This window comes from Nitrospirota bacterium (assembly GCA_040754395.1).
Lineage (GTDB): Bacteria > Nitrospirota > Thermodesulfovibrionia > Thermodesulfovibrionales > SM23-35 > JBFMCL01.
This window is the reverse complement of record JBFMCL010000005.1, coordinates 82704-108588: the sequence shown is the minus strand read 5'-3', so window position 1 is coordinate 108588 and position 25885 is coordinate 82704. Positions and strand designations below refer to the sequence as shown.

Genomic DNA, 25885 nt, shown 5'->3' with positions numbered 1-25885 from the left:
TTCATCACATATATTTCTATCTTTCACTCGGGATAAGGCCTTGCTTTCTCTTCCCGGATGATACACCTGAGTGTTTCCACAGAAGGGGCTGGCAAGAGTCTTCCAGACTCATCGGGGAACATCCTTCAGGAAAACCCCTGCACATCAACCGGCTGGACCTCTCTTCCATTGATTAATACTGAAGGAGAACCCTTCAGCCCACGCGCTGCTGCTTCCCCGTCTGATATCCTGGAGAAATTAACCACAGCATCCGCAGCTTCCTGCGCAAGGGCCTGACGGATATTTTCTCTCAGCACGTTCTCTGACGCACAGCTTCCTGAAAGGTAGCAGTCGATCTGCATATTGACTTATATAAATTTATTTTTATATATTAATTTAAAGCGATTTTAATTTCGGCATAAAAACAGTATTTTGTATATATTTGCTTCTATTTAATATACTTTTTCATTACATTTTTCGCAACTTTATTCTCCAGGGAGGTATGCATTATGCAAATTAAGGTACTGGGACCCGGTTGTCCGAATTGCCACAAGGTTGAGGAAATGGTAAAAACCGCGGTAAAGGAACTCGGCATCGATGCTGAAATAGAAAAAGTAACAGATATGATAGACATTATGAAGTATACAATGTCTACCCCCGGAATTGTGGTAAACGGCACACTGAAATATTCAGGCAAACCACTCCCCACGGTCGAAAAAGTGAAGGAATTGCTGAAGGCGGAAGCATAACATGCGGGACCTCCTGCAGATCTATAAGGCTCTTTCAGATGAGACAAGGCTGAGAATCATTAAGCTTCTGGAACAGGGTGAACTCTGTGTGTGCGATATCGTCGCCTCGCTCAATATCATTCAGCCGAAAATATCATTCCATCTCGGCGTTCTGAAAGAAGCGGGACTGGTAAAAGACAGAAGGGTGGGGAAGTGGATTCATTATCGCCTGGATGATTCAGAGATGTTCAGAAGGTTCCTTCTCCTTTCGACCATTGAGAAGGCTGAAGACGGGTTACTGCTTGAAGATAAAATGAGGCTTGAAGAATTTTTGCAGTATAAGAAAGGGAAAATCGTCTCCATGAAATTCAAAAAAAGTTGCCATGGGAGGTAGCGTGGTGAAGGTTATGTTTCTTTGCACAGGAAACTCCTGCCGTTCCCAGATGGCCGAGGGGCTTGCGAGAGAATTGGGCACGGGGATACTGGAAGCGCACAGCGCAGGTCTCTCGCCGAAAGGAGTGCACGATAAAGCTGTCCAGGTAATGAAAGAGCTTGATATCGACATTTCCCGGCAGGCATCAAAATCCATTGATGAAGCACTGCTCAGGGATATGGATATTCTGGTCACCCTTTGTGACAATGCCGCAGAATCATGCCCGCTGACACCTCCCGGGAGCAGGAGCATGCACTGGCCGCTTGAAGATCCTGCAAAAGCTAAGGGTACCGAAGAAGAAATACTGAATACATTCAGAACTGTAAGAGATGAGATCAGGGAGCGGGTTCTCGCTTTAATAGGGGATATCCGGCATGGCTGAAAGAATCAGAAGATTATCCTTTCTCGACAGGTTTCTTACGCTATGGATATTTCTGGCCATGGCGGTTGGGGTTGGATCAGGGTATCTGTATCCGGAGATTACTGACTTCTGGAACACCTTCCAGGTCGGCGCAACGAATATCCCGATAGCTGTCGGCTTAATCCTCATGATGTATCCGCCCCTTGCGAAAGTTCGGTATGAAGAACTGCCGAAGGTTTTCAGCAATTACAGAATCCTCGCAGCAAGCCTCATTCAGAACTGGATTGTTGGTCCGGTCGTCATGTTCGCACTCGCAGTCGTCTTTCTGCATGATTACCCCGAATATATGGCCGGAGTGATCCTCGTCGGCCTTGCACGCTGCATAGCCATGGTGCTTGTATGGAACGACCTTGCCTGCGGGGATCCTGATTATGTTGCAGGACTGGTCGCATTCAACGCACTCTTCCAGGTGCTCACCTATTCAGTCTATGCATGGATATTTGTGACAAAGCTGCCGCCATTGCTCGGTCTTCACGGAGCGGTGGTGGATATTACCATAGGCGAAATCGCCAGGAGCGTCTTTATATATCTCGGGTTGCCTTTCATCGCAGGTCTCATTACCCGGCTCATGCTTGTGAAGTCGAAGGGAAAACAGTGGTATCACGACAAATTTATTCCCAGAATCAGTCCCATTACTCTGGTGGCACTGCTCTTTACCATACTCGTGATGTTTTCTCTGAAGGGCGAATTTATTATCAAGCTCCCTTTTGACGTTCTGAGAATCGCTGTTCCGCTGTTTCTGTATTTCGTGTTCATGTTCCTGACCACCTTTTTTATCGCAAAAAAGATTGGCGCTGATTACCAGAAATCCGCTACGCTCAGCTTCACTGCGGCTTCCAATGATTTCGAGCTTGCTATCGCAGTCGCGGTCGCGGTATTCGGTATTAATTCAGGCGCTGCATTTGCAACTGTCATAGGACCACTTGTCGAGGTACCCGTTCTGATTGGTCTGGTCCATGTTGCCTTCTATTTTCAGAAAAAATATTTCACTGAAAGAGTGTGTAAAATCGAGGGAACTGACCTTTTGTAGGCAAGCAAAGGGAGCCGGAAATTGTTGGGAAAATCAGATCAGAAAACTGCAATGAAAGAGATAGAAGAGATGGAACGGCAGGTCCGCATGAAAGCATCGGCACGTTTATTCTGCTGCATGCACACGGGGGACAAGAATTATGTCTATTCAATGGACAATCAGGAAAGGATTCTCGACAGCTACCTGGAAAAAACAATGGAGATCGTCCGGGCATATGCTCTCGGTGAAGAGGTATTTCTTAATTTCCGGAAGGAAGCTGCTGAGATACTCTGCGAAGCTGCCATTCAGAGAAATGAACTGGAATGGGCACGTTATTTTGCGAAAAAGTACAGATTGGATAGCATAAAGACTGGTGTGTGATGAAAGAGCGATATAAATTGCTGATCGTAATTGCGGTATTCCTTGTCTGTTATTTCCTGCCTGTTGAGAATGCACGGTTTGCCAACGCGGTCAATGAGTCTCTTGCGCTGACAAAGTGGTACGCTCGCGAGCATGTGCTCCTCTGTCTTGTGCCCGCTTTCTTCATTGCGGGTGCTATTGTGGTCTTTGTCAGCCAGGCGTCGGTCATGAAATATTTCGGGGCTGGGGCAAACAAATGGCTCTCATATTCGGTCGCCTCTGTGTCAGGCTCCATCCTGGCGGTCTGCTCATGCACTATCCTCCCGCTGTTCATGAGCATATACAGGAGGGGAGCCGGTCTGGGTCCTGCAATCGCATTTCTCTATTCCGGCCCTGCAGTCAATGTGCTTGCGATAATCCTTACCGCAAGGATACTCGGATGGGAGCTGGGGCTTGCACGGGCAATCGGAGCAGTTGTGTTCAGCATTGTGATCGGACTTCTGATGCACCTCTTCTTCCTGAAGGAGGAGAAATCCCGGCAGGCAGGAGAGGATTTCGATTTCAGCAATACAAAAGAGGTTCATTCTCCCGGGCAAACAATCCCTTATTTCTTTTCCATGATCGCAATACTCGTTTTTGCAAACTGGGGAAACCCTCCCGAAGAGACACACTCCCTCTGGCAGCTTATCTACCATTACAAGTGGTGGCTGACTGGATTTTCAGTGATTGCGCTGTCGGTGATGCTCATGAAATGGTTTACAAAGGAGGCACTGAAGGAGTGGGCGCAGCAATCATGGATACTTGCCCTGCAGATTCTTCCGCTTCTTCTTGGCGGCGTGCTCGCTGCAGGATTCCTCCTTGGCAGGGTTGGATATGAAGGAATTATCCCGTCACAGCATATCACTGCGCTGGTCGGAGGAAACTCCTTCTTTGCGAATTTCTTTTCGTCGTTTGTCGGGGCATTCATGTATTTTGCTACCCTTACGGAAGTGCCGATACTTCAGGGGCTGATCGGTTCCGGCATGGGGAAAGGACCTGCGCTGGCACTGCTCCTTGCCGGCCCGGCCCTGAGTCTTCCGAACATGCTGGTTATCAGGCGTGCCATGGGTACAAAGAAGACCATGGTCTTTGTATCACTGGTCGTAATTATGGCAACCATTTCAGGAATACTCTTCGGCGCCATAGCTGGATAATGAATCTTCATCTCAACCACCAGGGAAAAACATACTTCCTGCTGTCGCGGCCTTTCGTACGGCTCGACAATCTTCCTGTACCTCTGATAGTATGTAAAAACAATGGACCCGTGCGTGAAAAGGAAAATTGTCAGAATTGCGGGCTCTTCTTCAGAAGAAACAGAAGACACTGTCGCCACAGAAAAACTGATAATCATCTCCGTGAATAACGAAAAAGTATTGAGTCTCTACTGCACCCCTTTGATGATAAAAGAATTTGTCGTCGGTTTCTGCCTGAATGAGGGGATCATCCATGGTCATTTCTGTGCTGATGCAATTACAATCCGTTACGGGGAAGGAATGGATATTTATGTCAATGTCCCTGCAGACGGAGAGATCTCAACAGAGGGAATGGTAAGGACGACAGGATGTATCGGCGGGCTTACCTTCGGCAGCAAAGAATACAAAAAAGCGTCTGACAACCTGTTCGTTGCTCCGGATACAATACAGGCGCTGTTTCACGATTTCAACACAAAATCCATGCTTTTCAGGGCCACCGGCTGCATGCACAGTGCCGCGGTCTCGGACGGAGAAACAATCATGGTGATCGCGGAGGATATAGGAAGACATAATGCAGTGGATAAGGTAATCGGCCATTGCATTATCGAAAATGTTCCCCTTGAAGATAAAATGATGCTGGTCAGCGGCAGGCTTTCGTCAGAGATTGTCTCAAAATGTGCAAGATGGGGAGTTCCTTTTCTCATAAGCAGGACCTCACCGACAAACTATGCGATCGAGATAGCAGAGAAGGCGAATATCACCCTGATCGGTTTCGTAAGGGGAACCCGTCTGAACATATATACCCACGGGCACAGAGTTATCCGGAAAGCGTAAAAATCCTTCGCCTCGTAAAAAAAATAATGAACATCCCTTCCTCTACGTTCAGGGTGAACAAAGCTTCTTACACCCCTCATCTGCTATTCCACGCTTCATGAAGAATCTGGGTTAAACCTTTACCGGAAATATATTGACTCATCCGATTCCCTGCGGAGCAAATCTTTTTACCGTACGGAAATCAGGTACTTCTGCAGTTCCAGCCTTCCTTTGCCGGCTGATATCTCATTCCCGAATTCGATGGAGGCGAGAAACTCTTCCCGGGTGATGTGTGCATTTTTCAAAAGGTATTCCAGAAAACGCTTCACGTTAATCTTCCCTACGCGAGAACGTGAGGTACTGACAAACGCAAGGTAGTCCCATTCCTTAAACTTCTTCTTGTAGAATGCGTAGTCCATTTCGTCTATTGCGATATTGTCAACAAGCGTCCCTGCAGGCTGGATTCCTTCCTGATCGATCCATATCATTATCTCTCTCGTTATTCCCTCAGGGGACGGAATGCTGCTGCGGGTAAGCCAGAGATCAAAAGCAAGATTGTATATTCCTGTTGCATGAAATTCCAGCTGGTAAGAAACGGTAAGTTCATTAATGGCGCCAACCTGTTTCGGCAGATTTGCAGTAGTCGATTCCTGACTCCAGGGTTTCCAGCCATACGCGATTGCCGGATAGGCCAGAACCTTCCTCTCGCTCCACGCAGGCCATATCCAGTCCCATCCGGCCTGATCAGGACCCTTCACCCCGGCAGAATAAATACATTGTGCATATGGTGCAGAATACTCTTTAATGTTGTCCTTTCCCCATACATTATTTGAAATGGCATATTCATCGATTCGGTACTCACACCAGTCTTTGCATCCGGGATGAGATGTTCTGCGTGCCGCTTGATATTCCAACACAGGCTGCGGAGACTCCCTGAAGTAAAGAGGATCTCCCAAGGAGAGTACAGCATGTGGAGACCCTAATGAAAATGGACTATCAGACCGGGATGAAATAGCATGTGTCTGTGCAGGTGGCGATATTACCTCTGCAGTAACAGATTGGGAGAGGAGAAAAAGAAAAAAGCAGCAGAGTATGCTCATGCAATTTTCCTTTTGTGTATGCCGGACGGAACCATGTTTTGTCCATGCCGGCATATGTCTTCAGATACCCATGCGTACAAAGGAGAGCCGCAGGCTGAACACTGCGGCTCCTGCTATTTTTTTGTTGTCCGCTTCTTCGCTGCCTTTTTTGCAGGCGGCTTTGGCTTCCCTTCAAGCTTTGAAATCTGCATCTCGAGCTTATTGATTCTGTTGTAAAACGCAGCGACCTTCTTGTCCTGCAGGGGATTCTTGTCTTTCAGGCCAAGTTCGTAAACTCTTCCGCCGAGACCGGACATCTCTTCCTGAATCCTTGTTTTAAGTTCGATAATCTTATACCGCTGTTCCTCTTCCTTCGAAATCTCCTTGCTCTTCTTCCTGAGAACTGCCGTGCCTTCCTTAATGAACGCATAACTTGCCTTCAGCTCTTTTTCCAGATCCCTTCTGATTTTCTCCCATAAGTTCATCGTATTCCCTCACCCCCCGGTTATCTCTTTGCTTCCTTTTTCTGCTCCATGGCCGCTGTTAAAGTCTCCCTCTGTCCGGCAATGTGCTCGTTCAGGGAAACGAGAAGGTCATGTGCAGCGCGGATTTTCTGTTCCTGCAACTGATTTTTTACGGAAAGCAAGTCGAGTTCGTACTGCCCGATAGCCGTCTGGAGTTCTTCCTTACTGACAGGTGACTTTTTTCTGATCGCTGCTGAGGCAAGGGCCTTCACTTCATCCAGCGTTTTCTGCGTTGCATCCACCATCTTCAGGGTTTCCTCCTTCAGGGCCTCCCTGTTTATTACCACAAGGGAAATGGCTTTCAGTGCGCTGCCGGAAGCTGTCTCTGCAGCAGCCTTCGCCTCTTTGTATTTCTTCTCACCGATAAGTTCTTTCGCGTTTTTCAAGGCTTCTTCCGCCTTAACGAACTCATCCTGCACATAAAGGTCTGCCTCTTTCTGCTTTGCCTCAGCGATCGCCTTCTCCGCGCTCTCAACTTCCTGGGTCGGCGGTTTTGCGCAACTGCTCATAAATACAAGTGATATCATGCAGACCCATAAGAGCCCGATGGAAGAACTGAACATTCTTCTCATTTCATTCTCCTCCTTTATTTTCAATAAAAAACTGTATGATTATAGTGCAATTTTTTTTCATATTCAAGCTTTTTGTGCAGCAGTGTGCCGCAGAATCGCATGAAGCGTACCCGGCAGTCTCTGCACGGTCTGACACCCACAGGGAGATTATTGCCTTACAGTCTTCTTCCCGACTCCGCATCAAACAGGACGATTCTGGTCACCGGGAATTGAATAAAGGCACTGTCGCCGGTTTTAAGCCGCGTTTCCGCCTCTGCGGTCCCTCTGACTTTGAGTCCGTTCCATATCACATCAACCCAGGCAAAGGACCCTGCCGGCTCGATAAGTGCAATATCCACCCTGACACTTTCAGCGGTCTTTTCCCCGGTGACTGAGATGTCTTCAGGCCTGATCCCTGCTTTTACGCCTTTTTGTACAGGCAGTTCGCCTGCTGGCAGCAGAAAAGTCCTGCCGTTCAGATCTACTTCCAGCGGTGTGCCGCTGACCACAGATCCGGGAATAATGTTCATCGGCGGGCTCCCGATAAAGCCTCCGACAAAGATATTCGAAGGCCTTGCATATACCTCATAGGGCGATCCGCACTGCTGTATCTCCCCCTGGTAAAGAACCGCGATTCTTTCCGAAAGGCTCATTGCCTCTTCCTGGTCATGTGTGACATACACGGTAGTTATCCTGAGCTGGTGATGAAGCCTCTTCAACTCCGTCCTCATGTCGATTCTCAGCCTCGCGTCAAGATTGGAAAGCGGTTCGTCCATCAGAAAAACCCTGGGCTTCCTGATGATAGCCCTTCCGAGGGCCACCCTCTGTCTCTGGCCCCCGGAGAGTTCCTTCGGTTTTCTCTGGAGCAGTGCGTCCAGTCCCAGAATACCCGCGACCCGGTGCACCTCCTCCTGTATTTCATTCTTCCGGATTTTCTGCATCCTCAGCGGGAAAGCGATATTTTCATACACCGTCATGTGAGGATATAGGGCATAACTCTGAAAGACCATGGCAACATCCCTTTGCCTTGGAGACAGTTCATTGACAAGCGTATCGCCAAAAAACAGCCCGCCTTCAGTCACAGGCTCCAGACCTGCGATCATGTTCAGGATGGTTGATTTCCCGCATCCGCTCGGGCCTACAAAGGTAAAAAACTCCCCGTCGTGTATCTTCAGATCGATTGCGCTGACAACCGCAACATTACCGAACCGCTTGCTTACTCCTTCAAATCTTATCTCAGCCATGATTTCATCCTTTTATCGCACCTGCGGTAAGCCCTTCGATAATCCTTTTCTGGAACACGAATACGAGAACGACCAGGGGCAGGGTGACCACCATGGAGGCAGCGGCGATATCCCCCCATGGGACCTCATGAAGTCCGGGAAAAAGGGCGATTGCCACCGGGATCGTCCTTGATGCCTGTGTCGAGGTAAACGTGAGGGCAAAGAGAAATTCATTCCACGAAAATATGAATACCAGTATCGCGGTAGTAAACAGCCCGGGCATCGAAAGGGGGAGCATTATCCTGTAAAAGATCTGGAACGGGCTGCAGCCGTCCACTTTTGCAGCCAGATAAATCTCGTCGGGAATCTCCTTGAAAAAACTCGTCATGATCCAGACAGACAGAGGGAGGGAAAAGGTGGTATAGGTAATGATAAGCGCCGTTAAGGTATCCCGCAACTCCAGAAACCGGATAATGATATAGAGCGGGCTTACCGTCGCAATCGGCGGAAACATGGATACTGAAAGGATGAAGCCGAGGATAAATGCCCTGAACCCCACCCTGAGCTTGGCAAGTGCGAAGGCACACAGGGAGCCGATGGCAAGAGAGAACACCGTCGTCGACGCTGCAACAAGAAAACTGTTCATGATAATCCGCAAAAACGGATATTCCCTGAATATCGCCATGTAATGCATACCGGTGGGATTAAGGGGCAAGACAGGAGGAATCACTGTCAGTTCATGATCCGGTTTCAGGCTTGTCACGAACTGCCACAACAGGGGACCGGAACAGTATATTACTGCAAGAGATACGAGGATGACAAAGCCCGCTTTTCTGATCATCTTGCCCCTCTGCTCAGAATTTTTATATAGAAGAGGCTGATGCATGCCGTGCAGATGAAGACAATAACCGAGAGTGCTGAACCGTAGCCAAACTGAAGTGTCTGGAACAGCACTTTGTACGCATAGATAGAAAGTGTTTCGGTAGTATTTGCAGGACCTCCGCCGGTCAGCACATATACGGCATCGAAAACCCTGAAGGCATCGAGGGTCCTGAATATCAGCACCACGAGGATGACCGGTTTGAGCAACGGCAGCGTGATGGTCCTGAAGACTGCCCAGTTGCCGGCTCCGTCGATTCTTGCCGCATGATACAGTTCACGGGGGATTACCTGCAGTCCGGCAGTAAGCAGGATGACAACAAAGGGAGTAGTTTTCCAGACATCCATAAGTATCGCCGCGTTCATTGCCCAGAATGTGCTTCCGAGCCAGTTTATCTTCATGCCGAGCAGGAAATTCAGGAGGCCAAAGTCCGTGTTGTAGATCCACTCCCACATCTTTGCAGAAACTACGGTAGGAATAGCCCACGGTATGAGCACCACAGCCCTCACGAGCCCTTTCAGCATGAACGTCCTGTTCAGGAGCACCGCAATACAGAGACCGAGGAAAAGCTCAAGCGAAACAGACATGAGGGTAAAATACATGGTATTTGAGAAAGCGTTCCAGAATCTGTCATCACGTGCGAGGAAGAGATAATTCTCAAACAGGACAAATTCCGAGATATCGAAAATCAGCAGCCTCCTGTGAAAGCTGAGATACAGGACATAGAAGACAGGATACACCGTGATGAAAAAAAGGAGGAGCACCGCGGGCATCACGAACCTGTTTCCGCTCTCTCTCCCGGTCATCTTTCGCCTCCGAGAATATGCTCAATCTGCTTTCGTGCAGACTCTAGCGCATCTGCCGGCGACTTGATCCCTGAAAGGGCAGCGCTGAATTCCGGCTGCATGACCTGCGTCATCATCATGTAGTACGGCGATACCGGTCTCGGTCTCGCCTTCATGAACACCTCATGCAGTGCGGCAATAAAGGGCTGCTCCCTCTGCAGGTCTTTGTCTGCGTACAGGGATTTTCTGGAGGGTTTGTAGCCGATGGAAAGTGCCATGGTCTTCTGCACTTCAGCAGAGGTAAGAAACCGTATCAGTTTCTCTGCAGCTTCAGGATGTTTCGAGTATTTGTTTATCCCGAGCTGCCAGCCGCCAAGCGTGGAAGCGGACATTCCTTTTCTGAAAGAAGGCAGCAGGCCGACACCGACCTTTCCCCTGACCGGGGAGCCCTCCCTTTCGAAGATATTCCATGCATACGGCCAGTTTCTCATGAACAGCGCCTTCCCGTTTCCAAAGATATGCCTTGTCGGCTCCTCTATCGCGGTAGTCACCAGTTCAGGCGTCACCCTGCTTGTCACGATGAGGTCCCTCATGAAGCCGAGGGCATGGATATTTTCCGGGCTGTCAATGACAACTCTCGAGTCCTCCAACACATCCCCGCCGTTCCCCCAGAAATATTCCAGCACATTGCATACCAGCCCTTCATACTGTTTCCCCTGCCAGATAAAGCCGTAAAGGTCTCGCTCCCTTGAGATGATATACCCGGCCGTCGATACAAGCTCCTCCCACGTCTCAGGAGGAGAAAACCCGTATTTCTGAAGCAAGTCCTTCCGGTAATACAAAAGACCGGCGTCGATATACCATGGGACTGCATACATCTTTCCGCTGTAGGTTACCGCTTGCATAGGTCCGGGGAAAAACGCGCTTTTGTCATCCCCCGTGAACAGGTAACTCACGTCTCTCAGCCATCCGGCACGGGCAAATTCCTGCACCCACACCACATCCATGCTCAATACATCAAAATCAGCGCTTTTCCCTTCAAGGTTGACCACATAGAACTGGTGCTGCTCATCCGTGGAAGCGGGGAGGATTTCGTCCCTGACCGATATTCCGGGGTTCTGGGACTCAAAGGTTCTGATAATCTGTGCAAATTTCTCCGGATCTCCGGCGATTTTGCCGTGTTTGAAGACAAGCACTGTGACGGTATTCGCGGCCCTGTCTTCATCAGTACATCCTGCGAGTGCATGAAAAAGGGACAGCATTAATAGTATGGATACAATTTTTTTCATTTTCATTTTATTATGCATGTAAAAGCTGCAAATCTTTCACTGTCTCAGGGATAATGCCGCAGGTGGAAAGAATTCAGCAATGATGCGTATCACGGGGAAAAGATGCTATATCAGGCAGTAGTGTCATCTCCTTTTTCCGCTTCCTTTTTCCTGACAGTCTTTCTTTTCAATCCCTTCCTCGCCTTGTCATATCCCTTCACAATTCCGCCTGCAAGGCTCTTTTCCCTTACCAGAAAGTCGACATCCGGCATGTTTTTCACTTCACCGCCGGTGGCCACCGTGATCGACGACGACTTGGAAGTGGCAAGCACCTGGCTCGGAAAAACGCTCCTGTGTCCAGTCATGAGGAAACTGATAATACATGCAACTGCGGCGTACGGTCCTACAGCCGGCCCAAAAATTTCGACCGCCATAATACTCGCGGATATCGGTGCATTTGCCGCACCTGCAAGAAGGCTGACCATTCCAACGGCGGCAAAAATCGCTGCATCATATCCCATCAGATGACTGAAAAGGTTCCCTGAGGTTGCCCCCACAAAAAAAATCGGGGTTACTATGCCGCCGCTTCCCCCGAAACTGAGGGTGATCGAGGTAAAAACCATCTTCAGCAAAAAAGCTGCTGCCGGAATGCTGTCTCCTTCAAGCGCACCCTGAATGGTATCCAACCCGAGCCCCAAATAACGGTCAGAGAATACGAGTGTGAGAATTACGAGCGCAGCGCCGCCAAGCAGTCCCTTGAATGGTCTCCATATCCTCAGCTTACGGCTCAACTCTCCAAATAATTTGAGGATCTCGATGAAGAAGAGGGAACATATCCCGAAGAACAGACCGCTCAGGCAGACCTTAATGAAGAACTGGCTGCTGAACATGGGCACAAAATTTAAAGGCTCATAGAAATAGGTTATCCCGAGAGATGAAGACACCTGATATCCCACAATGCCTGCGACAAAGGAAGGGAGCAGCACATCATAGAGAAGCCCGCCGATGAAGAGCACTTCCACCCCGAATATGGCCCCTGCAATTGGTGTGCCGAATACCGTCGAAAATCCGGCGCTGATTCCGCAGATAACCAGCTTTTTTCGGTCCTTTTCATCGAACCGCAGGATATCGGAAAATACCGAGGCAAGTCCTGCCCCTATCTGGGCGCATGGCCCTTCCTTTCCTGCCGAACCACCCGATCCGATCGTGATTACTGTTGCAAGGAGTTTCACCGGCACAACAAACGGGTTGATCCTGCCGGATCTTTTGTGGACCGCTTCAATGACCTTCTCTGTTCCATGTCCCGATGCTTCGGGTGCAACATATTTCACGAGAAAGCTGCTCACAAATAACGCAAGAGGAAGCAAAAGATAGTAATGGCTGAAGCTGCCGAGCAATCCAGAACTTTTCTCGAGCGCCTTCAGGAAAACCGTTGTGGACAGACCGACGAGAACTCCTATGCAGGATGCAAGAAACAACCATTTCAGAATGCTCACAAACAGGACTGATTCTTCAATGACTTTCTTCCTCAAGGATCACCTTTCAAAAATTACAGTTCGATTACACTCTCCCCTTTATGCTCGAGGTAATACCACAGGGACAGGTACTCCCTGATCTGCCTGGTAATGAGGAAATTATTTCTTACATACTCTTTCCCCTTTTCCCCCATCCTTCTGGCCATCTCGGGATTATTCATAAGCTGCCGGATCCTGAACGCAGCGCCTTCAACAGAATGCACGAGGAAGCCGGTAACCCCATGCACAATCTGAAGGGGTATGCCTCCGACAGCGCCTCCGATAACCGGTTTTCCCTTCCACATGGCCTCTGAGACTGTCAGACCGAATCCCTCCTTGAGGGACTTCTGGATCACGACAGTCGCTTTTCTCTGCAGCGCATTGATGTCCTTGTCACTGAAAGGCGGAAGCAGCAGAATAAAGATATCAGGGTCATTCGCCGCATACTCCCGGACCTCGGCGAGGACTGCCTCCCCTTCAGGATCATCCGTGGCAGGACTCCCTGCCAGGATAAGTATGCAGTCATTGTATTTCTTGATAATTCTGTATGCCTTTATCACGCCGGTAGGGTCCTTGAAACGGTCGAATCTCGATACCTGGAGTATTATCGGCCTGTCCGACGGAATCGTAAATTTCTTCAGCGTTTCATTTATCTCATTGTCCGTCAGTTCCCTGTTCTTGTCGCTTATGGGGTCTATCGAAGGAGAAACGATAAATTCGTCAATGGGGAGTGCCCGGGCAAACTTTGCGACGGAAAAGATGGCCGATTCATATTTTTCGCAATACCGGGCAAGGTAATCGCAGACATCCTTCTGCGGATTGGATACATCTATATGGCATCTCCATATCCATCGGCCTGATTTCCTGAACTCGATCAGGGCGGAAGGCTGCGGGTCGTGGATCAGGACAGCGTCAGCATCAAGGTTCAGGTTCTCTGCGTTTTTCCTGTTTACCTCCAGATGGTATTCCCACATCTCCTCAGTAACGTTTTCCTGATTTCCCTGAAGTGCATTATGGATTTTTTTGGTAATATCGAAAAACTTTGCATCTCCCTCGATAACTTCCCATCTGGCCTGAATGCCGAGTTCACCGAGGATCGGGATCATTCTCTGCAGTATTTCGGCAACCCCTCCTCCTTCACGGGTGGAATTGATATGCAGGAACGACTTATTATGGAGCTTTTCGCCCAGTATCTGAAGGAGCAGCAGATCGCTTTTCGGTGATATGCCTACATACTGGTTAAACAACGGTCTATCACCTCCATATCCTTTCTGACCTCCTCTTCGATTTCCTCGATGATGTGATTTTTGATTGCATCGAGGGTATGCATAAAGGGGTCGATCGCCCTTATCCTCGCAGCGAGTTTTTTCTTTCCGAAGACGTCCTCGATCCATCGGGAGAAATCATCGATCCCTCCACCGAGACGTATCCTCGCTTCGTAGAAATGATAGTAAATTGAGGCGGTATTGATATATCTCATTGCAGTCAGGAACTCCGCAAGGTTGCGGGCACGTATGCCGAGGGGGAAGATCAGCGTGACCGTTTCATTGAAATGAAATTCATCACCGGGCATCACATCCCTTGGCTCGGGAAACTTCGCGAGATATTCGTCGATCACCCGCACAATCTCGTTCCTCAGATCCGAGATCTCCCTGAAATCGTAAGGGTCTATATTGGAAAGACGCTCGGACAGTGAACTCTCTTCAAGACTTTCCCCTGCCCAGTGAGCAAAATCACTGGTGTACTCGAGGATATGACCTTTTAAAAAATACTGGTAGGTATGATGAAATATGCATTCATCACTTACCGTGCTGATCATTTCCTTCAATTCCCGGATGTTTCTCGCCTTTTTGCCTGTTGCCTTTTCGATGCTGATGCACTGCCTGAATTCAAAGGGCATTATCTCCTGTATTTTTTCTGCCATGTCCTCTCCTTCCTTTGATGCAATATGTTGCAGGGAAACAGTCATCCGGCCCCCGCTCCCGCTTTCCTCCTGCTTGTTTCATTACAGGAAACTTCCCTAATACCCTCTTGCCCCATATCTGCAGCCTACAGTTTGTTTTTGGTGTCCCCAGAAGCGTCCGCGAGATACGGGAGCGCAATTGATGCGATCTCCGTATCCATCCGGTGCTTCAGGTCTTTAAATTCGGCCATTAAATTTCCGGGGATAGCCCTGCCTTTCGGCATTTTTATTGACAGCGGATTTACCGGTTTATTCCGTATCCTCAGCTCATAATGCAGATGCGGGCCGGTTGCAACACCTGTCGAACCGACATGTCCGATAATCTGGCCCTGATGAACCTTCTTCCCCTGACGGACCCCCTTCCCTATCCTTGACAGATGTCCATAATACGTCTTCCAGCCGTTGGGATGCTTCAGCACCACAAGCTTTCCGTATTGCCCCTTATGTCCTGCAAACAGTACCGTTCCTTCACCCACCGCAGAAACGGGGGTACCTGAAGGAGCAGCATAGTCAAGGCCGTGGTGCGGCCGGGAAATCCTCAGAATAGGGTGAAAGCGGTTCTTTGAGAAACTGGAACTGATGCGCCTGAAACTGAGAGGCGCCTTCAGGAATGCCCTCCGCAGGGATTTCCCCTCATCGTCGTAGTACCCGGGTTCCCCGTTCTGTACGAACCGGTAGGCATGATATGTTTCTCCATTATTTACAAATTCCGCAGAAAGTATATCGCCGAATTTTCTGAATTCACCTTCCAGGTAATACCCTTCAACCACAATCCTGAATGTGTCGCCTTTTCTCAGATCAGTGGTAAAATCTATGTCCCAGGCGAAGATATCCGAAAGCTGGAGGGCCAGCATCACGTTTTCCCTTCCTTCACCCATGGACGTAATGAGATTGTCCTGTATGATTCCCCCGATATGCTGAACCCTCTTCTCATAATCAACGCAGACCTTTTCGGCGCAGAACCCCGAATCGGTGCGGGTTATCGAAAGAATATTGTCTTCATCTATCCAGTAGGAAAAGGCGTTGATCTTGTTCTGCTCATCGATCAGAATTCTGTATGTGCGGCCGGGATACAGGTCCTTCAGCCTGTGGATGTCAGCAGAAGCCTCCTTTATCTTCAGGAACTCATCCATATCCAGACTGTATCTCCTGAAGATATCGAAAAGTGTTTCCCCCTTGCTGACCGTCCCGCTGATTTCGCGGCAGTTCTCCTGAACAGGGGGAGACCCATGCGGAGTCTCTTTAATACTGAAATTGCTCCGTATGACAACAAACATGATGAATACTGCAGCGGAAATAATCAGAATATTCCTCATGAGTCCTCCTCTGTGGTATTTCTGCTTCTGATGAAACGTATAACGGAGTCTGTTTTTGCAATGAAGAAGACTGCTGATAATGCCATCAGGCCTTCCTCAGAAGCCTGCTCATTTCATGCCAGAGACTGTTCAGCCGGTTTACTGCTGAGGGCAGGTCAGTGTCTATGTCTGACTTGATCTTTTTCACAGATGCCTTGAGATCGCTTAATGTTTTCTTATTCTCTTCGGTCGCAAAGGTTATGACTTCTGACAAAAGGTCATCGATGAGGTCGACCTCTGCCCGGGCATTGCCAATATTTTTTGCTACTGTTTCGAGGCGTGCCTTCAGGATATGCTCCCTGATATCGGCGATTGCAGATTTGAATTTCACCGATTGGGCCTTTGCCTGTGCTTCCCTGAGATTTTTTTCGATAGCCTCCGTCTGTTTCCTCAATGCCTCTTCCGTTTCCGTCTTCTGTTTTTTAATCAACCCGTCAGCAGAAGACTTGTCTTTTCTGAAGGATTCCTCCATGCTGCTCAGTTTCGCAGACACTGCATTCACTGTCTTGATTATCTTACCGGCGTCCGCATCATGGGGTAAGGGTGCTCCTTTTGCCTCGTCCTCCATCTTCTGCACCTTCAGCTTCAAGTCCTGTACTTCGCTCCTTAGCGCTGAGGTATGGGTTTCCATAAGCATGGGAACACCGAAATATCCCGCGCCAAGCGCAATTACTAAGGCGATAATGACAGCTATTACTGTTTTCATTATTTTCCCTCCACCTGTTTTTTTGTATTATTGATTATCGTCTTCCACAGCCTCTTTTATCTGGTTCAGGATGTCGGGGATTGCAGAGGTGACCCTGTCCCAGCTCGCAATCAGAGGCACGCCGAGGGGATCCTCAGTTATCACCTCAGCAGCCTTCCTGATCCCGCTCGTAAATGTCTCGACAGCGAGGCTTTCCTCATGCCGGTCAAAATAAAGACCGTTGATCGCTGCATCGTCCTCGTATCTCTTGAGCATGTCCTGAGCTGTTCTCACATAGGTAGCCATGAGCGTCTTGAAAAACCCTTCGGAAAACACGATACCTTCAGATGCCAGCGTTCTGAAAACAGACTTGCATATGTCTACACACATTTTATGGAGTCCCTTCTCTGAATCCTCAGAAGAGAGTTCCTGGTGCTTGTGTTCATAATTCTCTGCGATATCAACCTGACAGACTCTCCGGGTAGAGGTGTTCCTGTAGACCTCTGCAAGCACCCCCACTTCAAGCCCCCAATCGCCGGGTATCCTGTTCACCCTCGCAAGGTCTATATCCATCGAAAACTCTCCTGCCAGAGGGTACCTGAAACTGTCGAAAAAGACCAGAATCGGCAGATACCCGAGGATCTTCTGGAGCGACCTGATCAGGGGTGTAACGAGCAGCCGGGTTACCCTTCCGTGAAGCCTGTCGGTGACCCTGCTGTAGAAGCCTTTGCAGAAATCATAATCAAGACTGGGATTAATGACCGGATAGCATAACCTTGCAAGCAATGCCCTGTTGTACGTCAGGATATCACAGTCATGCAGCACTATTCCGTGGAAATGACGCTCTGAAAGAATATAACCGTACGCCATCCACGCAGATCTTCCTTTTCCGGGAAGGCCGATCGGGAGATCAGCAGCTTCAATCGCCTTGTACACCTCGACAATTCTCGGTCCGGAGTTCCAGATAATCCTCGTTTTCTGGGGAAGAACAGAAAAAAATTCCTTCGCATGCTTGAATTCCTCTTCAGATGCGGGTCCGAGAGTCACAATAATCTCACTGACATATTGGACTGACTGCAACTCCCTGATAATCCCCTTTAATGCATCTCCGGCAAGTTCGCTGTAGAGCGACGGCAACACAAGCGCAAGCGGACGTTCATTGACATACCAGGACAGTTCCGATTCGATCTTGTCAATATCTACTGCGCCAAGTCTGTGAAAAGTCGCGACAACTCCTGTTTGATAAAAGTCGGCCATGCACTACCTCCTTCCCGGCTGGTTATCATTATTTTCCGCGTTTTCACAGGAACGAGAGAACCTTCAGTCCTTCTGCCGCAGCAGCCCTGCACAGACTCTCGTCAGCCGATGAAAACGCGAGCGAAATGTCTTTTCGTTCCCTCTGGATGAGCTTTGCCGCGGACAGGTGAATGGAATCAAAATGTTTTAACCCGTATTTCTTCACAAAAACCGCCGCCTCACGCTCATCAAAATCAATAATAGCAAAATCTGGCCAATCCTGAGCGAATTTCTTCAGTACCATTTCGTAGTCACTCTTGGAGAGATCATGCATTCTGAACCTTTTCTCAAGGGCAGATATCATTTCGGTATATGCAATGCGGCACGTTGCGATTATTTCGTATTCCTTGATCCAGCTCCTGACAATATCTGAATATGGCTCTTCGAGGTATAATTTCACAAGCGCGCTTGTGCCAAGATAAAGGATCATATGCGTTCTTCCAGTATCGTTTCCGACATCAGCTTTCCTTTGATCTTCACGCCATGCACCCCGTAAGGTTTTCCCCCTGACCAGTGGGCCTTGCCTGCTTCAATCAGCGCCCTGAGCGCCCTCCGTTCATTCGAGATCGGAATAATGAGCGCAACTTCCTTGCCATGTTCCGTGACAATAACCTGTTCTCCCTGGTTTACCATATCGATATAACTGCTCAGTTTTGCCTTGAGCTCCTTAATGCCAACGGTCACGTTCAATTGTAACTCCTTTACAAAAATTAAGTAACTATATTATTATATCGAAATGGTTACAATGTCAAGAGATTTTAGAAAGGAATTGAAAACAGATGAACAGCACCCACCATACCACCGCTGCTGATATTTTTCAGTCTGCATTGCAGGCAGTTTCACCATACGGTGCGGTGAAGAGATACTGCAGCTACATTGAGTCTGCATTTGCATCAGGTAGGTACACTCAGCTGCAAGTTGTCGGATTCGGCAAAGCCTCATGTCCCATGGCAAAAGCAATCGAGGATTGCATGCCGGATCTTGCCCGCAGAGGTTTTATCATCACGAAATACCGGCATTGTATGGAATCCGGTCTCCTCGCGATGCAGGTCCGTGAAGCAGGACATCCCCTGCCGGATGAAAACGGCTTTCACGGGACCACAGAGATCATGGATATCCTCAGGAAGTCCGACGAAAAGACTCTCATAGTCTGCCTGATATCCGGAGGAGGCTCTTCACTCTTGGTATCACCGTATTCAGGCATAACGCTCTCCGAAAAACAGAGGATCACCGACTTGCTGCTCAAAGCCGGAGCGGATATCTATGAACTGAACTCCGTAAGAAAACACCTCTCGAGAGTAAAGGGGGGGAGGCTTGCCGAACTTGCACATCCTGCGGGGATTATTTCACTGATTCTTTCCGATGTGATCGGTGACAGACTCGATGTGATCGCATCCGGACCTACAGCTCCCGATAAAACCACATACCATGATGCATGGGCTGTCCTTGAAAAATACCGGTTGCTGGAAAAAGCCCCTGGAAACGTCCTTGACATCCTTCGCAAAGGAGTTACAGGTGCGATCCCCGAGACACCCAAGGAACAGGATGCGGTCTTCAGAAAGGTGCAAAACATCATAATAGGAAGCAACAGAAAGGCCCTTGAGGCGGCAAAGGCAAAAGCTGAGGAACTCGGGATGCATGCGGAAATTCTCTCTTCTGCAATTGCCGGTGAGGCGCGGGATACTGCAAAACTGCTCGCTGAAAAAGCATTAACGATAAAAAATTCAGGAAGCGCCAGATCCGGCAGACCGCTGTGTCTTATCTCGGGCGGTGAAACAACCGTTACCGTCAGGGGGAACGGGGTGGGCGGAAGAAATATGGAACTTGCACTGGCCTTTGCTATCGCAATCGGAGGTACAGATGGCATCACCCTTCTTTCTGCAGGCACTGACGGAACAGACGGGCCAACAGATGCCGCCGGAGCGATCGTCGACGGTGATACCGCCGGAAAAGCCAGAAATGCCGGACTGAATGCGGATGAATACCTTGCAGCCAACGATTCATATAATTTTTTCAGTCAGCTCAATCAGCTTCTCATTACCGGACCTACCGGAACAAATGTGATGGACATCCAGCTCATTGTGATAGAATAATGCTATAGTGAACTGTGTTGTGGATAATCCGGAGAATCATATGAACAAAATGCCACCACCCTGCATGGTGTGTTTGCAGTCGATGCAGCCAAAGGTTTTTCATGAATAACCGGGATACGCAGCAGTGAAAGGATCCGGTTTTTTTCTTACTGTCTGAGGACCTATGGAAAAATTTCTGGAACGATTGCTGTCTGACCCGCTAATCGACAAACTGATCTATGCCATCGCGACCGTCGCTATCATCATCATCCTTGTCGTGTTCTTCAAGCGGTATCTCGCCCGGTATATAAAAGACACGGACACACGGTACTACGCAAGAAAATACATCTCCTTTATCGGGTTTGTTCTGGCGTTTCTGCTCATCGGCGCGATTTTCAGTGAACGCATCGGAAAACTGACCGTTGTTTTAGGTGTTGCGGGCGCAGGGGTCGCATTTGCCCTGCAGGAGGTGATTGCAAGTTTTGCGGGCTGGTTCGCGATTTCGGTGAGCGGTTTTTACAGAATCGGGGACCGCGTCCAGCTCGGGGGCATAAAAGGGGATGTCATTGATATCGGGCTGCTGCGTTCGACACTGATGGAATGCGGAGAATGGGTCAAATCGGATCAGTATACCGGGCGGATCGTTCGCATTGCGAACAGTTTTGTGTTCAAAGAGCCGGTCTTTAACTATTCCGGCGACTTCCCCTTTCTCTGGGACGAGATAACCGTGCCTGTAAAATACGGGAGTGACCACGAGCATGCCCGGAAAATCCTCCGCCAGGTCACAGAAGAGACAGTCGGGGATTACATCGCCTCGGCAAAACACGCATGGTCTGATATGCTCATGAAGTTCAGAATCGAGGAGGCAAAAATCGAGCCGGCGGTCACCATCATGCTCAACGATAACTGGATCGAGTTCTCGGTCAGGTATGCAGTGGATTACAAAAGTCGCCGTTTGGTGAAAGACAGGCTATTCACCCGCATTCTGGAAGAATTTGCGAGGACTGATGGTCGAGTTTCGATTGCATCCACCACCCTTCACCTTGTCGAAACACCCGTCATCGACGTGAGAATCGACGAAAAGGCAAGGAAGTCACAGGATAAGACCTGATGACTCTTTCCGGCCGTTCACGTGTAGTCATTTTCACCGACCTTGACGGCACCCTGCTTGATTTTTCCACGTATTCATTTGAGAAAGCCTTTCCGGCGCTTGCGTCGATTCGGCAGGAACACATCCCGCTTGTGCTCTGTTCGAGCAAAACGCGGAAAGAGATCGAATACTACCGGCAAAAGATGGGGAACCTGCATCCTTTCATTTCAGAGAACGGAGGAGGAATCTTCATCCCTTCCGATTATTTCGATTTTCAGGTACAGGCTCCTGATACCGCAATCGGGCGTAAGGGCGACTATCTTGTTATCAGGCTTGGCGCACAATATTCTATGCTGAGAAACGCAATCGCATCACTGAAAAAAGAAGGCTTCCGCATAAGAGGGTTCGGAGACATGTCGATAGCTGAAATCGCGGAGGTTACGGAATTGAGCATCAGCGAGGCGGCAATGGCAAAGGAACGTGACTTTGACGAACCCTTTTTGTTTGAAGGGGACGAAAGAGAAACGGGCAGGCTTCTCATGGCGATCAAGGCACAAGGACTGCATTCAACACGGGGAAGGTTTTTTCACCTGCTCGGCGACACCGATAAGGGCAGGGCTGTAGCGATCCTGATTTCGCTGTTCCGGAAAAAATTCGGAAGAGTCACGACTGTTGCAGTCGGCGACAACCCCAACGATATTCCGATGCTTGAAAAAACGGACTATCCGGTGATTGTGCAGCAACACGACGGGAGCTACAACCAAACGATACAGATCCCGGGTCTGATAAAAGCTGAAGGCATTGGGCCGGAAGGATGGAACAGGGCACTCCTTACTCTTTTATCAGCTTTCCGCTCCGGGGAACAATAGCAATCCCTGACGCGTCGATATGACAGCGGAAGCGGTCTTTGGCAGAATCAAAACCGATCTCCGCCCCTTCGTCGATAACATTCATCTTATCCACGATAACATTCTTGAGCCTGCTTCCTTTTTTGAGTACAACATGGTTCATTATGAGACAGTTTTCCACACTCACGCCATTTTCAATGGTGACGCCGCTCCGGATGAACGAGTTGCGTATCTTTGCCCTGCGTATCGTGCAGCCTTCAGCAATAATGCTGTTCCGTATGTCGCCTCTCAGTATCTTCGTGGCAGGACCCTCATACCCTGAAGGATGAACCGGCCAGGACTTGTTATCGAGTTCAAACAGCGGCGTCTCTCCGAGCATATCCATATGCGCGTCGAAAAAAGCGGAGATAGTCCCCACATCCCTCCAGTATCCTTTCTCCTCATACGGCATGGTACCTGAGATACTGTTTTTCTCAAAATCATAGGCGTATACTTTTCCGGTATCTACCAGTCCAGGTATGACATGGGCGCCGAAATCGTGCTGCTTGTTCCTCTGTGCCTTTGCGAGTGCTTCAAGAAGGACGTCCTTGTTAAATATATAGTTTCCCATAGAGACGTATGCGCGGGAAGGGTCACCAGGCATCGGACTCGGCTTCTTCGGTTTTTCCTGAAAGCCGGTAATCCGGTGTTCATCATCACACTTGATCACTCCGAATGATGATGCGAGTGTAAGCGGTGCGGGCCGAGCAGCCACCGTAACATAGGCGTCGTTTCTGAGGTGAAAGTCCATCATCTGCCGGATGTCCATCCGGTAAATATGGTCTGCGCCGAAGATAATGACAAGCCTCGGGTTATGCTGCTGGATCAGGCTTGCATTCTGAAAAACCGCATCAGCCGTACCCTGAAACCATTCCGGGCCCATTCTCATCTGCGGGGGAACAACGGTGACAAAATGATCCTTCACGACTGAAGACAGGCCCCAGTGCATCCTCACATGCTCAATGAGTGACTGGGATTTATACTGAACAAGAAGGTAAATGGAATAGATATGGGAATTTACCAGATTGCTCAGGACAAAATCGACTATCCTGTACCTTCCGCCGAAGGGAACAGAAGGTTTGGAACGGAATGCTGTCAGGGGGAAAAGCCTCTCCCCTTTGCCGCCGGCAAGAACAAATGCAAGGACCTTTGTATGTGCCATTATTCCTCCAGAACAATTAATGGTTTATCTAATGTTAAACAATACCTGAAAAAAATAAAACTCCCAAAATCTTCGTGTATCTTCATAATGCCGGCCGTTTCTCTGCATTTTGCAGAAATCAGCGGAAATACTTCTTTAATCCGGAAGAGAGACCGTTAAAGCGCTCATCCTGCATTATCTCCTCAAGTGTCGATGGCGTTTTCTGTATCCAGTTCTGATGGGTATCGACCGTCCCCGGCATGTTCTGCTGGTTCAGCGTACCGATGATGTCATCAAGGCTGACCAGCAGGAATTTGCAGGGCGCGAGAGCGAGAAAACGGTAGATAGCAAGACAGAGTTCAGGAGTCATTTCCGGCACCATTTTAGGGTTTTCAGGTATGCCTTCAGGCAGAACGCCTTGAGATTTCAGGGCCCTCAGGATAAGCCCCTTATCCCTCTCCCTGTCACGGACCTGCTTCCGCCATGTTGTCTCATTCGGGTATTTCCCCAGGGCTTTTCTGACCTCAATATCCCTTCCCTTCCAGTATCCGTAAATGGTTGGAAGATCATGCGTGGTTACGGCACAAAGCGCCATCTCAGGATATTTGCCGGGTGGAAGAAACTCAGGATCAGGGTATTTCCTTTCAAAATAGAACAACCGGTAAGAGAGCATTCGGAAATGCTTCAACATCTCTCTTACATTTTCCCCCACCGTGCCAAGGTCTTCTGCAATCACCATAGTCCTGTTGCGTACGCTTTCAAGCGCAATAATCCTGAGCAAATCTTCATGTGGATAGGTCACATATGCACCGTGTTTCGGAGACATCCCTTCAGGTATCCAGAAGAGCCTGAACATCCCAAGGGCATGGTCTATTCTGATCGCCCGGCCGTATTTCATGTTCTTCTGCATCGTCCTGATAAAAAGCTCATATCCGGTATCCTTTATCTTTTCAGGGATTAGCGGAGGGAATCCCCACTTCTGCCCGTCAGGGCTGAAGTCATCCGGAGGTGCACCCACATCAGCGCCCGTTGCTATTACATCCTGATAACACCATGCATCGCTTCCCCCTCCGACAGCACCGATGGCAAGATCATAATAGAGCCCTGCCTTCGTTCCCGAACATGCCGCATCTTCTGCAATTTCCCTGAGCTGGCAGTCAATCAGCCACTGGACATATTTGAAGAAGAGGATCTCCCTTTTCTTTTCCATTTTCAGTGCCGCGGCCTCACTGGCACTCAACGTACGGTAGCGCTCAGGCCATTCCTGCCACGAATATGCCTTTTCAGTCTTTTTCATCTGTTCCCATAAGGTCATGAATAATGCAAAAGATTCGAGTGCTTCCCCCTCTTCTCTGACGAATTCCCTGAATTCATTGCCCCTGCCGGTATCCCCTGAAAAATGCTTCGCATAAAAAATGCCGAACGCCTCTCCCAGTATTTTTTCCTTGAGCGCTGCTACTTTCTCATAGTGAATGATATCCTGTCTTCGCATCATGTCCAGATCTTCCCTGAATCTCTCTGATACCGGAGTTTTCCTTTCTTCGTTCAGTTGCTTCACCTCAGGTATCTTTTCAACATCAAGGTAGATAAAATTTTTGTAGAGTCTGCTGAGAGGAGAATACGGGCTGATGCCATAGGGTTCCGTATTCGGGAGGGCGTGCAGAGGATTGATCCCTACAAGACTACCCTGCAGCCCTCCGATCCATTCCGCGATCTTCTTTAAATCCGAAAAGTCCCCGATACCCCAGTTCCTTTCGGATCTGACTGCATACAGGTTTACCGAAAGTCCCCATGCCCTGCCCTTTTCGAGTCCAGGAGGGATATAACATGTATCAGGAGTAATGATTATTTTTGCATGCTTCTGAAGGCGTTCGGCTGTACCGAAAAAGTCTTTTTCAGGGTGCCTGCATTCGACGTGGAGAGTATAATACCCGATGCCATTATGTTTGATGGCAAGGCTTGTCCTGATGTATCTGATGCCGTCTATCCACTGCTGTTGAGAAACTTTGATCTCTGCGCCATCAATAGTATACCGTGTAGTTCTTCCTGTCTCATCCTCAAGCGACCAGACAATGGAAAGTCCTGATTCCTGTCTTTCCCTCACAGGGATATACACAGGCACCGAGAGTGGTAAGGCTTTTTCTGACAGCACATGTACCGGCGCTATAAGGCCTGTCCATGAACTCCATTTTCTCCGGCGTATTTCGCTGATGAGGTCTTCAGATGAATCAATGCTGATTTTCATCGCCCTGAGAACAGATTTTTTTGTGTCGACAGATGTTATATGCTTTTTCCCGAAAATATCCCAGTATTCCGGCAATATCCCGCAGATTTCCGCCAGTTCATGCACCAGTTCATCATAATGCGGCATGTTCATGAATACATATTCCTTTCAGTCATTTCTTTCACACAACACTCCAATGAGTATATAATACCCCATCCTTTTCGCCGGACGTGATGTTTTTGTGAAATTTTCAGGTCAAAGGGGTAAAATCTCATGAAGCTCTGCTCAGGGGAATGCATCGATGAAAGATGGAGATATATGCTTCTAACCAAGGGAAGTTGCGCACATCTGCAGGTATCGGCAAATCAGGTCT

At 48.9% G+C, this 25885-nt stretch carries 28 protein-coding genes; 10 read left to right on the top strand and 18 right to left on the bottom strand.

The window, feature by feature from the left end; translation table 11 throughout:
- Nucleotides 1-125 precede the first annotated feature (125 nt).
- The gene (locus tag AB1552_04095; GenBank protein ID MEW6052958.1) at nt 126-341 is read right to left on the bottom strand and encodes a hypothetical protein; all 216 of its coding nucleotides are present in this window, start codon (nt 339-341) and stop codon (nt 126-128) included.
- 147 nt (nt 342-488) lie between these two features.
- On the opposite strand from AB1552_04095, the gene AB1552_04090 reads away from it, so the two are divergent.
- The 7 genes from AB1552_04090 (at nt 489) to fdhD (ending at nt 4996) form a co-directional block, all read left to right on the top strand.
- A complete protein-coding gene (locus tag AB1552_04090; GenBank protein ID MEW6052957.1) occupies nt 489-728 on the top strand; it encodes a thioredoxin family protein in 240 nt (79 codons plus the stop codon).
- Between the two features lies 1 nt (nt 729).
- Complete coding sequence (locus AB1552_04085; protein MEW6052956.1) at nt 730-1101, top strand: metalloregulator ArsR/SmtB family transcription factor; 372 nt, start codon at nt 730-732, stop codon at nt 1099-1101.
- 13 nt (nt 1102-1114) lie between these two features.
- Nucleotides 1115-1522: an arsenate reductase ArsC gene (locus AB1552_04080; protein ID MEW6052955.1), complete on the top strand. Its 408-nt coding sequence runs from the start codon at nt 1115-1117 to the stop codon at nt 1520-1522.
- Nucleotides 1515-2591 (top strand): ACR3 family arsenite efflux transporter, encoded by a 1077-nt coding sequence (gene arsB / locus AB1552_04075; GenBank protein ID MEW6052954.1) that lies wholly within the window; start codon nt 1515-1517, stop codon nt 2589-2591. Before AB1552_04080 ends, arsB begins: the two co-directional genes overlap by 8 nt.
- 51 nt (nt 2592-2642) lie before the next feature.
- Nucleotides 2643-2951, top strand: a complete 309-nt coding sequence (locus tag AB1552_04070; protein ID MEW6052953.1) for a hypothetical protein — start codon at nt 2643-2645, stop codon at nt 2949-2951.
- Nucleotides 2951-4123, top strand: a complete 1173-nt coding sequence (locus AB1552_04065) for a permease (GenBank protein ID MEW6052952.1) — start codon at nt 2951-2953, stop codon at nt 4121-4123. The genes AB1552_04070 and AB1552_04065 overlap by 1 nt, the downstream gene beginning before the upstream one ends.
- Before the next feature lie 102 nt (nt 4124-4225).
- Entirely contained in the window at nt 4226-4996 is a 771-nt protein-coding gene (gene fdhD / locus AB1552_04060) for a formate dehydrogenase accessory sulfurtransferase FdhD (protein MEW6052951.1), read from the top strand.
- Between the two features lie 167 nt (nt 4997-5163).
- On the opposite strand, the gene AB1552_04055 is transcribed toward fdhD, so the two are convergent.
- The 15 genes from AB1552_04055 to AB1552_03985 all read right to left on the bottom strand — a co-directional run bounded on the left by AB1552_04055 (nt 5164) and on the right by AB1552_03985 (nt 18782).
- Nucleotides 5164-5889 (bottom strand): hypothetical protein, encoded by a 726-nt coding sequence (locus tag AB1552_04055; GenBank protein MEW6052950.1) that lies wholly within the window; start codon nt 5887-5889, stop codon nt 5164-5166.
- A gap of 299 nt (nt 5890-6188) precedes the next feature.
- Nucleotides 6189-6539, bottom strand: a complete 351-nt coding sequence (locus tag AB1552_04050) for a hypothetical protein (protein MEW6052949.1) — start codon at nt 6537-6539, stop codon at nt 6189-6191.
- Between the two features lie 20 nt (nt 6540-6559).
- Complete coding sequence (locus AB1552_04045) at nt 6560-7150, bottom strand: hypothetical protein (protein ID MEW6052948.1); 591 nt, start codon at nt 7148-7150, stop codon at nt 6560-6562.
- 155 nt (nt 7151-7305) lie between these two features.
- Nucleotides 7306-8373 (bottom strand): ABC transporter ATP-binding protein, encoded by a 1068-nt coding sequence (locus tag AB1552_04040; protein ID MEW6052947.1) that lies wholly within the window; start codon nt 8371-8373, stop codon nt 7306-7308.
- 4 nt (nt 8374-8377) lie between these two features.
- Nucleotides 8378-9193 carry a carbohydrate ABC transporter permease gene (locus AB1552_04035; GenBank protein ID MEW6052946.1) on the bottom strand — a complete coding sequence of 272 codons (816 nt, stop codon included), beginning with the start codon at nt 9191-9193 and terminating at the stop codon, nt 8378-8380.
- Entirely contained in the window at nt 9190-10038 is an 849-nt protein-coding gene (locus tag AB1552_04030) for a sugar ABC transporter permease (GenBank protein MEW6052945.1), read from the bottom strand. The genes AB1552_04035 and AB1552_04030 overlap by 4 nt, the downstream gene beginning before the upstream one ends.
- Nucleotides 10035-11306 (bottom strand): ABC transporter substrate-binding protein, encoded by a 1272-nt coding sequence (locus AB1552_04025; GenBank protein ID MEW6052944.1) that lies wholly within the window; start codon nt 11304-11306, stop codon nt 10035-10037. Before AB1552_04025 ends, AB1552_04030 begins: the two co-directional genes overlap by 4 nt.
- A gap of 110 nt (nt 11307-11416) precedes the next feature.
- Nucleotides 11417-12817, bottom strand: coding sequence for a chloride channel protein (locus tag AB1552_04020; GenBank protein MEW6052943.1), 1401 nt, complete (start codon nt 12815-12817; stop codon nt 11417-11419).
- Between the two features lie 17 nt (nt 12818-12834).
- Complete coding sequence (locus AB1552_04015; GenBank protein ID MEW6052942.1) at nt 12835-14046, bottom strand: glycosyltransferase; 1212 nt, start codon at nt 14044-14046, stop codon at nt 12835-12837.
- Nucleotides 14028-14723, bottom strand: coding sequence for a DUF5752 family protein (locus AB1552_04010; GenBank protein MEW6052941.1), 696 nt, complete (start codon nt 14721-14723; stop codon nt 14028-14030). The genes AB1552_04015 and AB1552_04010 overlap by 19 nt, the downstream gene beginning before the upstream one ends.
- 125 nt (nt 14724-14848) lie before the next feature.
- Entirely contained in the window at nt 14849-16078 is a 1230-nt protein-coding gene (locus tag AB1552_04005) for a LysM peptidoglycan-binding domain-containing M23 family metallopeptidase (GenBank protein ID MEW6052940.1), read from the bottom strand.
- 85 nt (nt 16079-16163) lie between these two features.
- A complete protein-coding gene (locus AB1552_04000; protein MEW6052939.1) occupies nt 16164-16823 on the bottom strand; it encodes a hypothetical protein in 660 nt (219 codons plus the stop codon).
- 27 nt (nt 16824-16850) lie between these two features.
- Nucleotides 16851-18059 (bottom strand): glycosyl transferase, encoded by a 1209-nt coding sequence (locus tag AB1552_03995; GenBank protein MEW6052938.1) that lies wholly within the window; start codon nt 18057-18059, stop codon nt 16851-16853.
- Nucleotides 18060-18102: 43 nt separating this feature from the next.
- Nucleotides 18103-18528 carry a type II toxin-antitoxin system VapC family toxin gene (locus tag AB1552_03990; protein MEW6052937.1) on the bottom strand — a complete coding sequence of 142 codons (426 nt, stop codon included), beginning with the start codon at nt 18526-18528 and terminating at the stop codon, nt 18103-18105.
- Nucleotides 18525-18782 (bottom strand): type II toxin-antitoxin system prevent-host-death family antitoxin, encoded by a 258-nt coding sequence (locus AB1552_03985; GenBank protein ID MEW6052936.1) that lies wholly within the window; start codon nt 18780-18782, stop codon nt 18525-18527. The genes AB1552_03990 and AB1552_03985 overlap by 4 nt, the downstream gene beginning before the upstream one ends.
- A 95-nt stretch (nt 18783-18877) precedes the next feature.
- On the opposite strand from AB1552_03985, the gene AB1552_03980 reads away from it, so the two are divergent.
- The 3 genes from AB1552_03980 to AB1552_03970 all read left to right on the top strand — a co-directional run bounded on the left by AB1552_03980 (nt 18878) and on the right by AB1552_03970 (nt 22129).
- Nucleotides 18878-20191 (top strand): glycerate kinase, encoded by a 1314-nt coding sequence (locus tag AB1552_03980; GenBank protein MEW6052935.1) that lies wholly within the window; start codon nt 18878-18880, stop codon nt 20189-20191.
- 163 nt (nt 20192-20354) lie between these two features.
- A complete protein-coding gene (locus AB1552_03975) occupies nt 20355-21281 on the top strand; it encodes a mechanosensitive ion channel domain-containing protein (protein MEW6052934.1) in 927 nt (308 codons plus the stop codon).
- Entirely contained in the window at nt 21281-22129 is an 849-nt protein-coding gene (locus AB1552_03970; protein ID MEW6052933.1) for an HAD-IIB family hydrolase, read from the top strand. Before AB1552_03975 ends, AB1552_03970 begins: the two co-directional genes overlap by 1 nt.
- Here the strand turns inward: AB1552_03970 and AB1552_03965 are convergent.
- Both AB1552_03965 and malQ read right to left on the bottom strand, forming a co-directional pair.
- Nucleotides 22092-23309: a glucose-1-phosphate adenylyltransferase gene (locus AB1552_03965; GenBank protein ID MEW6052932.1), complete on the bottom strand. Its 1218-nt coding sequence runs from the start codon at nt 23307-23309 to the stop codon at nt 22092-22094. The two genes, AB1552_03970 and AB1552_03965, sit on opposite strands and share 38 nt — an antisense overlap.
- A 118-nt stretch (nt 23310-23427) precedes the next feature.
- Nucleotides 23428-25659, bottom strand: a complete 2232-nt coding sequence (gene malQ, locus AB1552_03960; GenBank protein MEW6052931.1) for a 4-alpha-glucanotransferase — start codon at nt 25657-25659, stop codon at nt 23428-23430.
- Nucleotides 25660-25885: the final 226 nt, after the last annotated feature.